Annotated in this window: 9 protein-coding genes; 1 reads left to right on the top strand and 8 read right to left on the bottom strand. The window is 68.7% G+C overall.

What is annotated here, in order from left to right:
- The first annotated feature begins 5 nt into the window (after positions 1–5).
- On the top strand, positions 6–515 hold the full coding sequence (locus K6142_RS06580) for a 4Fe-4S dicluster domain-containing protein (protein WP_190245774.1): 510 nt from the start codon (positions 6–8) through the stop codon (positions 513–515).
- A 230-nt stretch (positions 516–745) separates the two neighbouring features.
- On the opposite strand, the gene K6142_RS06575 is transcribed toward K6142_RS06580, so the two are convergent.
- From K6142_RS06575 to K6142_RS06540, 8 genes are all read right to left on the bottom strand, one after another.
- Positions 746–1,549, bottom strand: a complete 804-nt coding sequence (locus K6142_RS06575) for a 3'-5' exonuclease (RefSeq protein ID WP_190245773.1) — start codon at positions 1,547–1,549, stop codon at positions 746–748.
- The gene (locus K6142_RS06570) at positions 1,546–3,852 is read right to left on the bottom strand and encodes a DUF294 nucleotidyltransferase-like domain-containing protein (protein WP_190245772.1); all 2,307 of its coding nucleotides are present in this window, start codon (positions 3,850–3,852) and stop codon (positions 1,546–1,548) included. Before K6142_RS06570 ends, K6142_RS06575 begins: the two co-directional genes overlap by 4 nt.
- Before the next feature lie 19 nt (positions 3,853–3,871).
- Positions 3,872–5,620, bottom strand: coding sequence for a putative nucleotidyltransferase substrate binding domain-containing protein (locus tag K6142_RS06565; RefSeq protein ID WP_223380777.1), 1,749 nt, complete (start codon positions 5,618–5,620; stop codon positions 3,872–3,874).
- A 2-nt stretch (positions 5,621–5,622) separates the two neighbouring features.
- Positions 5,623–7,182, bottom strand: a complete 1,560-nt coding sequence (locus K6142_RS06560) for a sodium:solute symporter family transporter (RefSeq protein WP_190245162.1) — start codon at positions 7,180–7,182, stop codon at positions 5,623–5,625.
- Entirely contained in the window at positions 7,175–7,519 is a 345-nt protein-coding gene (locus K6142_RS06555; protein ID WP_223290379.1) for a DUF485 domain-containing protein, read from the bottom strand. The genes K6142_RS06560 and K6142_RS06555 overlap by 8 nt, the downstream gene beginning before the upstream one ends.
- A gap of 708 nt (positions 7,520–8,227) precedes the next feature.
- Entirely contained in the window at positions 8,228–8,467 is a 240-nt protein-coding gene (locus tag K6142_RS06550) for a hypothetical protein (RefSeq protein WP_190245160.1), read from the bottom strand.
- 462 nt (positions 8,468–8,929) lie between these two features.
- Entirely contained in the window at positions 8,930–11,551 is a 2,622-nt protein-coding gene (locus K6142_RS06545) for a Lon protease family protein (protein WP_190245159.1), read from the bottom strand.
- A 16-nt stretch (positions 11,552–11,567) separates the two neighbouring features.
- Entirely contained in the window at positions 11,568–11,996 is a 429-nt protein-coding gene (locus tag K6142_RS06540) for an Hsp20/alpha crystallin family protein (protein ID WP_190245158.1), read from the bottom strand.
- Positions 11,997–11,999 lie beyond the last annotated feature (3 nt).

Raw genomic sequence — 11,999 nt, 5'->3', positions numbered from 1 at the left:
AGCACATGAGCACCTACTGCATCGTCACCGACGAACGCCGCTGCATCAGCTGCAAGGCGTGCGAAGTCCATTGCAAGGTCAAGAACGCCATGCCCGTGGGCATCAAGCTGGGCGAGCACTTCACCGAAGGCCCCGTGCCCGGCCCGAACGGCGCTCCCCTTTACCGCACCCTGTACATGCCCTGCTTCCACTGCGAGCAGCCGGAATGCGTGGACGTGTGCCCCACCGGGGCCATGACCAAGCGCGAGGCCGACGGCATCGTACACGTGGTGGCCGACGACTGCATCGGCTGCGGCGCCTGCCTGGAAGCCTGCCCCTGGCACATCCCCCAGTGGAACGAGGATGGCGACAAGGCCGTGAAATGCGACCTGTGCATGGACCGCATCGACGCCGGGCTGAAGCCAGCCTGCGTCACCGGCTGCACCACCCATGCGCTTGCGCTGGTGGGACAGGACGACCCCCGCTACGAGGAGCAGCGCAAGCGCGCGCCCCAGCGGGTTCTGGCGGAACGCTAGCCTGGCCGTGGAATGCCAACCGTGACCTGCGGAACGCAAGCCGTCATTTGACGGTCCCGCGCAGCCACACCACCGCATGATGATCGAGCGCCCCGCCGGAGCAGAGGTTCCGGCGGGGCGCTTCGTCATGATGCATGGGTGATATGGATGGGGGGAATTGGGGCCGGGGATTTCGCCCTTCCGGAAACCGGCGGGGCGCAGACGGCACGGGCACGATGGCGTGATACGCCTCACAGCCCGAAGCCTCCGCCCCCGTTGCGGGCTCCGCAGGTTGCCGCATCGGCGGCACGGGTCAGATCGCCCCACACGGCCCTGCGGCCAAGGCCCCGTTCCAGCAGCGGAACCAGGCGCTGGAAGACCTGCGCGCACAGGCAGGCATCGCCCAGTGCGTCATGCGCGCCGTGCACATCCACCCCCAGCGCACGGGCCACCGCGTACAGGTCCGCATCCTTGAGGGGGATGTCCGCCAGCGCGGCGTGCGTGGACGGCGCCGGGGATGCGCCGGAAGGGGGCATTGTCCCCTGACCGGAGGGCGCAGCCCCGCCCCGTGCCCGCACGTGCCGGAACAGGTCCAGCACGTCACAGCGGGGATGCGTCCGGGCGGGCAGCCCGGCCCGCTTGCGTCCGGCGGCCAGAAAGGCCTCGTCCAGCCCCAGGCACCAGCCCAGCAGCACCACCGGCACCGCTGCCCCGTTTCCCGCGCCGGGCACTGCGGCGCACCCGGCAAGCCAGGCGTCCAGTCTGGCCAGTTGCTCCGCAGCCTCGTCCCCGTGGGCCGCTTCTCCGGGCAAAATGCCGTGCACGGGCACACCTTCGGGCCGTACCGGGCAGACCGGGCGCAACAGGCCGCGAAAGGTGGCGGAAAGATCCAGGCGCATGCCCCGCAGGACCACGGCCCCCACGGCCAGCAGATCGTCACGGGCCGGGTTCAGGCCGGTCATCTCGCAGTCCAGCGACACGAAGACCACCCCCCGCAACGGCGTGGCCGGGTCCGGACCGCTGCCGGACAGCAGGCGGCGCAGCAGCCGCTTCACGTCCTGCCTCCCTGCCGGGACGGAGTGACCGGAGCAATTGGGGCGACTGGGGTAACCGGGGTGCATGGGGCGACCGGGACGTGCCCGGCGGGCACGACATTTGCCCCGTCTTCCCGCCGGGGTGGCTGGGCTGCCTTGCAAGGCCCCGGCACCCCGGCCAGCGCGCGCAGGATTTCACGGACGCGGCGCAGGGCCAGCCCGTCCAGACCGGCAGGCGTGCCCGGCCCCGCCGCCGCCAGCGCTGGGGCGGAGAAATCCCCCGCCATGAGCACGCCATCGTCCACATCCTCGCCGCTCTCGCCCTCACCGCTTTCGTCCGGCCCGCTCTCGTTCGCGCCGTCGCCCATGCCGTGGCGGGCAAGTTCCGCATGGGCGGCGCGGAGCAGCAGGTATTCGCAGGCGCGGCGGGCATCATGCAGAACTTCGGCATGCATCTTTTCAGTCGTGCCCTCGCAGGCGGCCAGTTCCGCCGCAAGGGCATCCAGCCGGGCAAGGGTGGCGGGTGGCTGCACGCCCTGTCCCGCCGCCATGACATGCACTCTTGCCAGCAGTTCCGCGCGCGGGGTGCCCCCCCGTCCTGCCTGTCCTGCCTGTCCTGCCTGTCCGGCCTGTCCGGCCTGTCCGGCCTGTCCGGCCTGTCTGGCCTGTTCGGCCTGTCTGGTCTGTCCGGCCCGGCCCGTCTGGCCTGCCTGTCCCGCAGCCAACGGCCAGCGCGCTCCGGCCTGCACAGCGTCGGCCAGTACCGCGTTGGCCACGGCGGCCACGCGCAGGCCCAGTGCGGCGTCCCCGCACACCGGGCGTACATCGAACATGCCCAGCCGCGCAGGCAGGGGCATGTCCGCCCCTCCTCCGGTTTGCGTGCCGCCGCATTCCGCACCCGCCAACCGGAGGAACCTGTCCCGCCAACCCGCCACGGTCAACGTCCAGCCGGGCGTGGCGGCCATGCGTCCCTGCGGGCAGGGCACAAACCCCAGCGCCCGCAGCCCGTCGCGCACGAAGCGGGCCAGCGTGCCGAAATAGGCGGCAACATGCTCTTCAAGGCCCCCTCCGCCAGGGCCAGCATCGCGGCCTTCGACGCCGTGCGTGTCGGGGGCATACGTGTCGGGGGCATACGTGTCGGGGGCATCGCCCACCACCAGCCCGTTCCATTGCCGGTGGCGGAACCACGCCTCGCGCCGGGCCGCTCTCCCGAAAGCCATGAAGCACCACGGGCGCGGCGGCGCCCCCAGCGCGGCCATGCCCAGTTCGAACAGTCGGGCGGCCATGCGGTCATGCAGGTCCGGCAGGGTGGCGGACAGCGTTGCCGCGCGCGCCCCCTCGGCCAGCAGCACGGCGGCCAGCGCATCGGCGCGCGGCGCGGTCTCCACCAGTTCGGTCAGGGTGCCCGCCGCCCCGATGCGCTCCGCCAGCGCCGTGGGCGACACCCCGCGCAGCACCATCAGGTCGTGCGAGGACAGCACCCCCACCGGCTCGTCGCCCTCGACCACCACCACGTGATGGATGTTGCGCCCGGCCATGAGCAGCATCACGTCCAGGCACGGCGTTCCGGTCTGCACGCACGCCACCGGCGCGGACATCATCGCGCTGGCGGGAAGGGCGTGGTCGGCCCCGCCCCCCACCACGCGGGAACGGAAATCGCGGTCGGTCAGAATGCCCGCCGCCCTGCCGTCACCATCCAGCAGCACGATGGCGCTGCGCTGGCGTGCGGTCATCAGCCGGGCCGCCTCGTGCAGTGAAACGTGGACAGGCGCCGCCGCGAACCCGGCGGGCATGGCCTCGCCTGCCGTAACGGCCTGCCATGGCCGCCCGCCCTGCCAGGTCAGCCCGCTGCGCCGCGCCATGGCAGACACGCCCAGGTCCAGCAAGGCGGGGCCGAAGCCGGGCGCCAGCAGTTCACGCAGGTCGGGCCTGTCGTCCAGCGCATCGGCAACGGTCCGCACCGGCAGCAGGTAGCACAGCGCATCGGTGGCGGCCCATGCATCCAGCCGATCGCGAATCTCGGCCTGACCGGCCACGGGGACCGCCCCCACCCGTCCGAAGGGCCAGCCAAGCACCGCGCCCGGCCCCAGCGCCTCCCCGCCCTGCGCCGCGCCATCCAGTCCGGCGGATGCGCCTTCCACCGCAATGGTCCCCTTCACCACCACGTGCAGCACGGGCATGCCGTCCTCCGTGGTGCTTTCAAGCGCCTCGCCCGCCGGAATGAACGCCACCTGCGTGCCGAAGGCCAGCGTGCGCAGCCGGGCGCGCGGCAGAAACTGGAACGGGGGCACCCCGCGCAGGAAACGGATCACGTCCTCGTGCATGTCTGCGTTCTCCGCGTCGTCAGGTCATCAGATGCAGGGAATACCGCCGCCGCAGCATGTCCTGAAAGTCCGCCACAACCTTGAAGCACTGCTTCAACTGTTCGCGCTCCAGACCGGAAAGGTCGTCGGGCCGCACCCGGTCGTCGGCAACCGCCCCTGCCCGCAACGCTGCGGCCTGCGCCCGCGCCCGCAATCCCAGCAGGTGGTCCATGGCCTCGCCCAGGTCCGCCGCACGCGTTGCGGAAAGCACCCCCGCCGCCCGCAACCGGGCGATGCGCCCGGCGGTGTCGTGCGCGGTGGCGCCCGCATCCAGCGTCAGGGTGCGCACCCCGTGCATCAGCGGAAACAACCCGCCCCGCTTGAGGTCCAGCGCGCCCGCCATGCGCCCGTCCGACTTCCGGCTGCCTGCCGATCCGCCCTGCCCATCGGACTTGCCCGCCGTGGCCCGCTCCACCACCAGCGCGCCGAACATGCCCAGCGGCGGGGCAAAGCGCACCGCTTCCCGGGCCATGTAGCGCAACATCAACGGGGCCCCGCGCACCATGTCCGCCAGCAGGGCGCGCAGGCGCACCACCAGATCCCAGCCGTCATCCACGCCCCGCGCGTCGGCCAGCATGGAGCAGCGCAGCACCCCCGGCGCGTCGGGGGCACGCAGCATGGCCGCCACGTCCGCCCGCCATTGGGGCAGGGTCATGCGCCATGCGGGGTTGCCCGGCACCACCCCGTGCGGGCAGTCCGGCACCCCCGCCTCGCCCTGCAAGGCGGCAAGGCGCGCGGCCAGCCGCTGGAAATAGTCGGCCACCTGTTCCGGCGGCACGTCGCCAAAGGCCTCGGAAATGACCATGGCCGCGTCCTGGTCGGCGGACAGGAACTGCTCGCGCCGGGCCTGACTGCCCAGCACGGCCATGCCGAACGGGGCCGGGGGCGGCAACGGCATGGCCGTCACGGCAAGGTGCGTCAGGCGGGCCAAAAGATGATCGTGCAACTCCGCGCCCAGCCGCCCCACGTGGCGCGCGGGCACGCCCTGCTCCACGCAGCGCACCACCACCCGGCGCGCCCGTTCCAGCAAGGGGCGACAGGCGGCCCCGTCCGGCGCGGCGGCCATGTCCGCCACCAGTTGCACGGGGTTGTCCGCACCAGCGGCCAGTAGGTCGCGTTCCTCCAGCAGGCCGCGCACCGCGCCGTCCGCCGCCACGACAACCAGCCGCCGGATGGTGTGGCGCACCATGCGCGACAGGCCTTCGAACAGCAGCTCATCCTCGCGCACGGTGACCAGCGCGGCGGTCATGGCCGCTTCCACGGGCAGCGAAGCCGCAGCCGCCCCGTGCCGCGCCAGCGCGCGCACCACGTCGCGTTCGGTCAGGATGCCCGCCGGGTGCTGACAATCTGCCTGATGCTGAACGTCGGGCGGACGCTGGACATCTGCCGGACCGCTATTCGTAGCCCGGGAACAGTCTGCCCCCTCCCCCGGTGCATCCCGTCCGGTGTCCGCCCCCGCCGCACGCACCAGACAGGCGGATGCGCCCGCCCCGGCCATCCGCGCGGCGGCCTCGCGCAGGGGGGTTCCCGCCGCCACGTACAACGGCGCGCGGCAAGCCGCCGTGCCGCATTCTTCCAGCACGTCGCGCACGGGACGCAGCAACGGAGTTTCCGCGGGCAGCGCGGCGAGGGACAACGGGCCGTGCGCGGCCCGGCCCCCTTCCCGCACCAAAGGCCCCTCCCCGTCGGGAGGGGCCATGGTTGCCATGGCAGGATCGCCGGTCTTCATGCCTACTCCGCGCCCACGCCGAGGTAGTTGCGGATCTTCTGTTCGGCGTAGCGCTGTTCCGCGTCGGGCTCGGGCCGCAGCACCGATCCCAGCCACCCGGCGGCAAAGGCGGCGGGCAGCGAGATGAGCGCCGGGTTCTTCAGCATGAAGGGTGCGGCCATGCCCCAGGGCGAATGCAGCACGTCCACCCACACGGTGGGGCTGAGCACGATGAGCCCCACGGCCAGCGTGGCCCCGGTGGCGATGGAGCACACCGCCCCGAAGGTGGAAAAGCGCTTCCACAGGATGGACATGAGCAGCGCGGGGAAGTTGGCGCTGGCGGCGATGGCGAAGGCCAGCCCCACCATGAAGGCCACGTTCTGCCCCTTGAAGGCGATGCCCAGCGCCACGGCCAGCACGCCCAGCGCCACGGTGGCCCGCTTGGCCATGCGCACCTCGTCGTCTTCCGTGGACTGACCGCGCCGGAACACGTTGGCGTAGAGGTCATGGGCGTAGGTGGTGGCGCCCGCCAGGGTCAGCCCGGCCACCACGGCCAGGATGGTGGCGAAGGCCACGGCGGCGATGAAGCCCAGGAACATGGTGCCGCCGGTCACCTCGGCCAGCAGCAGCGCGGCCATGTTGCCCCCCTTGTCGAACCCGGCGACGACCTCCTGCCCCACCAGCGTCATGGCGCCGAAGCCGATGATGAAGGTGAGCACGTAGAAGTACGAGATGAGGCCCGTGGCGTAGAACACCGACTTGCGGGCGGCCTTGGCGTCCGGCACGGTATAGAAGCGCATCAGGATGTGCGGCAGCCCCGCCGTGCCGAACATCAGCGCCATGCCCAGCGACAGGGCGTCCCACGGGTTGGACACGAGGCCGCCGGGGGCCAGCACCTTGTCGCCGTAGCGCGCGGCGGATGCGCGGAACAGTTCCGCCGGGCTGAAGCCGAAGTGCCGCAACACGAAGAACACCATCACGCTGGCACCGCCCAACAACAGCACGGCCTTGATGATCTGCACCCATGTGGTGGCCAGCATGCCGCCGAACAGCACGTAAGCGATCATCACCGCGCCCACCACCAGCACCGCCGTTTCGTACGGCAGGCCGAACATCAGGTGCACCAGCGAGCCGGAGCCCACCATCTGGGCGATGAGGTAGAAGGCCACGGTCATCAGCGAGCCGCACGCCGCCGCCACGCGGATGGGCTTCTGGCGCAGGCGGTAGGCCACCACGTCGGCAAAGGTGTACTTGCCGAGGTTGCGCAGCGGCTCGGCGATGAGGAACATCATCACCGGCCAGCCCACCAGGAAGCCGATGGAATAGATGAGCCCGTCGTACCCCTTCAGCGCCACCAGCCCGGCAATGCCCAGGAACGAGGCCGCGCTCATGTAGTCGCCCGCAAGGGCCAGCCCGTTCTGGAACCCGGTGACGCTGCGCCCTGCCGCGTAGAATTCCGCGGCGGAGCGGCTGCGCCGGGCCGCCCACCAGGTGACGCCCAGGGTGAAGGCCACGAACAGGAAGAAGAACCCGATGGACAACGCATTGGGCTGCCCGATGGTGGAGGTGAATTCGCTAGCCATGGTGCGCCCCCTTCACGGTCTGTCCCGCTTGCTGGCCGGACGGCACGCCCGATTGCATGTCCGCCACGATGCGGCGCACCGCACCGTCATACGAACGGTTGGCCCACCACACGTAGACGCCGGTGAGCGCCGAGGCGATGACGATGATGCCGAACCCCACGGGAATGCCCAGGGTCATGCCGCCGCCCACGGAGGCCTGCAACAGGTCGCGCCGGAAGGCCAGCACCATGATGAAACCGAAGTAGATGGCCAGCATCAGGGCCGTCAGGGTAAGGGAAACGCTCCACCGGGCGCGGACCAGCGCCGCGAACTGCGCCTCGTCGGGGTGGTGGTGCACCTGATGCGCCTGATGCGCCTGATGCGTCAGATGCGTCAGATGCGGCGCCCCGTGCTGAACCGGTGCCGTGGGGGCCGAGTGTGTTTGGGGGGCTTCCATGGTCATGCCGGTGGTGCCCGCCGTTTCGGTGATCGTGGCCATGCGTGCCTCCTTGTGGTGTTCCGCCCTTGCCGCATGTCCGCTGTGTCTGTCGTACAGGGGGCGCGGGCCGGTGCAGTGTCCGTCCGGCGGCTCCTGTTCCGTGATGGGCCGTCATGTTCCGTCATGCTCCATCACGGGGCCATCAGGGGCCATCACGGGGCCGCCGGTGTCGATGGCTCCGTTGTACGGTCACGCGGAAAGAGTGCCACGTCACTTTCGGTGAATGGCCCTCATGCCACCGCAAGCGCACAAAAACCGTGAAAAGGTCGGATCAGGGCCACCTGCGGCACCGCTTGCCGTTCATCGGCGGCGCACGAACGAATGCGGCACACCCGAAAAACAACGCGCCGCCACACGCCGTTCACCGGCCACCACACGCCGTACGCCCCGGCACGGGCGCCATTCGGCCCCAACCATATTATGCGCCCCCTGAGCATACCCATACGCAGCCTGGGGTGCCCGCTGCCGTTCCCCGCGCGCGGCAAAAAAGGGATGCCGCGTCAAGCGACATCCCCAACAACACCCCTTCGGCACAATCGAAGGGCCTTGCACCGTTCCCGGCGAACTTCACTGCCCGGCCAGCAACGGCACCGTCTCGTGCAGCGCATCCATCACCCGGCGCACCGCGCGGCGGCGCATGCCTGGCACATCGTCCCACGACTGCGCATCACAACTGACGCAACAGTTTGCGCACTCCACATCGACGAACAACAGCGCCCCCACCCGCGCCTCTATTTCCAGCCGCTTGCCGTCACGCGTCACAAGCACGACCTGCATCAGGTCGTACGGATACTCTTCGTTGGTCATGCGTCCTCCTTTGGCCGTTACGGGAGAGGGGTCACCCCCTCTTATCACATGATGTCTCCCGTTCAAGATGCGACAGGCGGAATGGCCGGACATTGTGCATTTGCGGGACTAGCTGTTTCTTCGGTGCACTACGTGGCGCTCCATTGCTTTTTTTCCGTGACGCCTGCGCAGGTGACGCCTGTCCGGCTTCATTGTGAAATAAATAATTACAGACATTTCGATGATTGAACAATCAGCCATCACTGCAATTGCAGACAATGCATCGGCTGCCCCCTCACTTGCCTGCCGTCAGCCTTCCGTCCTTCCGCACGTGATATCCTCCGGCACGCAAAAGGCGGCCCCTTCCCGCAGGAAGGGGCCGCCCGTTCAGTCATGCAAAGACCAGCGTGCGGTCATGCGCCAGGCCACGGCCTGTCCCCATGCGGCAGGGGGCAAAACCGTCGGACGCAGCCCTTGCGCAGCCTATTTCTTCTTGTCTTCAGGATCCTTGATCGGCTCCTTGGAAGGTTTGGCGCGCTTGCCCTTCCCCTTCCCGTTGCCGTTCTCGTCCTTCTTTTCGCCAAAGCTGCGCAGCCCCTCGGCCAGTTCGCGCAGCCGCGCATCCACCTTGCCGTACACGGTATCGGGCGGGTAGTTGCCGTCCGCGCCGCGCACCCCGGCGGGCACGCCGGTCAGCAGTTCGATGCCCTCGTCCACCGTGCGCACGGCCCAGATGCGGAAGGTGCCCGCACGAACCGAATCCAGCACTTCCGGCTTCAGCATCAGGTCGTTGACGTTGGCGGCGGGTATCAGCACGCCCTGCCTGCCGGTCAGCCCCTTGCGCCTGCACACCTCGTGGAAGCCTTCGATCTTCTCGTTCACGCCGCCGATGGGCTGCACCTCGCCCTTCTGGTTCACCGAACCGGTGACGGCAATGCCCTGCCGGATGGGCACACCCGACAGGCTGGAGAGCAGCGCGTACAGCTCGGTGGACGAGGCCGAGTCGCCGTCCACCCCGCCGTAGGACTGCTCGAAGGCGATGGACGCCGCCAGGGTCAGCGGCTTGTCCTGGGCGAAGGCCCGGCGCAGGTAGCCGGAAAGGATGAGCATGCCCTTGTTGTGGATGGCCCCGGACAGGTCCGATTCGCGCTCGATGTTGATGATGCCCTCGCGCCCCATGGAGGTGGTGGCGGTAATGCGCGAAGGCTTGCCGAACATGTGGTCGCCCATGGCGTACACGGCCAGCCCGTTCACCTGCCCGACGACCTCGCCGTCGGTGTCGATGAACACGCTGCCCCGGTCGATCATCTCCTGCACCTTCTCCTCGATGAGCCCGGCGCGGTACTGCCGCCCTTCCACCGCCTGGGTCACGTGTGCAGCGGTAACCATGTCCGCCCCGGACTCGCGGGCGATGTAGTCGGCTTCTTCCATGATGTCGCGCAGCACCGGGAACGAGGTAGTCAGCTTTTCGCGCCGCCCGGTCATGCGCACCCCGTGCTCCAGCAGGGCGGCCACGGCGGTGGCGTCGAACTGGCGCAGGTTGCGCGCCGCCACGAAGGTCTTCATCAGCTTGGCCACCTCGGTGACGCACGCCTCGTCCAGCGGCATGGACGAATCGAAGTCCGCCCACACCTTGAAGATCTTCTGCACGTCGGGGTCGTAGTGGCGCAGCATGTGGTACAGCTGCGGCGTGGCCATGACCACCACCTTGACCTCCATGCTGATGGATTCCGGCTTAATGCCCGTGGCGGTGATGAAGTAGTAGGGGTCGAAGGTCTGGATCTCTATTTCCGACGTCTTCAGGGCGCGCTTCAGGGTTTGCCACACCCCCGGTTCCATGATGGCGTCCATCAGGTTCAGCACCAGGTACCCGCCGTTGGCCTTGACGAACGACCCGGCGTTGATCTTGGTGAAATCGGTGCGCCACAGGCCGGAACGGTCCATGACCCGCTCGATGGAGCCGAACAGGTTGCGGTAGTTGGGGAACGATTCCACGATCACCGGCGGGCCTTCCAGCTCGGCGTTGTCCACCAGCAGGTTGACCTGGTAGGGGTGCAGCACCGCTTCCGCCGGGGCGGGCACGAACATGCCCATGGGCCCCTGCACCTGCTGGCCCATCACCTTCAGGCCGTCCAGGTTTTCCGCCATGTCGCCCAGCACCGCCTCGATGTGTTTCTGCACCTTGGGGTCGGCGTAGCCTTCCAGCAACGGCTTGGCGAGATCGCGTGCCGAACTCATGAACATGAGCCGGTCCACCTCTTCGGTCTTGCGCTTCACTTCCTTTTGCAGTTCGCGCACGTCCAGGAAGATGGCGTCGATCTCTTCCTTCAGGGTCTTGTAGGTTTCCTGAAGCTTTTCCAGTTCCTCGCGCGGAAAGCGCCCCTTGGCGGCCATTTCCTCCAGCTTCAGCAGGTGCACCGGCTCGCCGTCCACGATGGGCACGATGTCGGGCCGCTGGATCTGGCCCATCTGCATGTTCACCAGCACAAAACCGGAATCGCGCACCTTGGTTTCGAGGTTCTTGAAGAACTCGCGGGTCTTCCTGTCGTGCGCCTCGATGATCTCGTTCTTGCTGGCGATGTATTCCTGGCTTTCGAACAGTTGGGGAATATCGCGCTTCACCGTGTCCAGGAATGCCTGCACGTCGGCCTTGAAGGCGCGGCCCTTGCCCGCGGGAAAGCGCAGCAGGATGGGTTCTTCCGGCGTCTTGAAGTTGTTCACGAAGCACAGGTCGTCGGGCGTGGCCGCTCCGTTGGCGCCGTTGCCCAGCAGCCGCTTGACCATGGACAGCTTGCCGATGCCCACGGCCCCGGTGACGAAGATGTTGTAGCCCTTGCCATGCATGCCCATGCCGAAACGAAAGGCATCCACCCCTCGCCGCTGGCCGAGGATGTCGGTCTGCTCGTCCATCTCGCCGGTATGGGCGAAGGGCAGCGTTGCGGGGTCCAGCGTCCAGCGCAGCTGTTCGGGCGCAAGGGCAGCGGGCAGTGCCCCGCCGCCCGGCGCGGACGCGGCAGAAGACGTGGCAGAGGGCACGTGTGCGGACGAAGTCGAAGATGCGGCAGAGGCAGCGGTGCGTTTGGTCGCCTTCTTGGGAGTGGTCATGGTGCCTCCTTGTTTCTCAACCGGCCCGGCCGGTCCTGACGGGAACACGGCGCGCTTCGGGCCTGCGGCACTTGGGCATGGTGATGCGCAGGACGCCCTCGTCCAGTTCCGCCTCCACGTCTTCCGTGCGGACCTTGCACGGCAGCATGAAGCGGCTTTCATACCGGCTGCTGGATTCACCGATGCCGCAGGTGGCGCTTTGGGCGCAACGTACGAGGAGCATGGAGCCGGTAATGACGATGTCGAGGTCTTCTGCGGTAACGCCCGGCAACTGCGCCTCGACCACCACCGCATCGGGGGTGTCGATCATGCGCAACGCCGGTTCCATCAGCGGCTGGCAGACCGAGGGCAGGCCAAGGCCCGAGCACAACCGGTCGAACATCCGGTCGCTCTCGCTTCTCAGACGCTGCAATTCCTCGCTTTTCCACAACTTGAAGTTGGCCATGCG

The sequence above is a fragment of the Nitratidesulfovibrio sp. SRB-5 genome, assembly GCF_019931275.1.
GTDB lineage: Bacteria > Desulfobacterota > Desulfovibrionia > Desulfovibrionales > Desulfovibrionaceae > Cupidesulfovibrio.
This window is presented reverse-complemented; position numbering and strand designations above follow the sequence as displayed.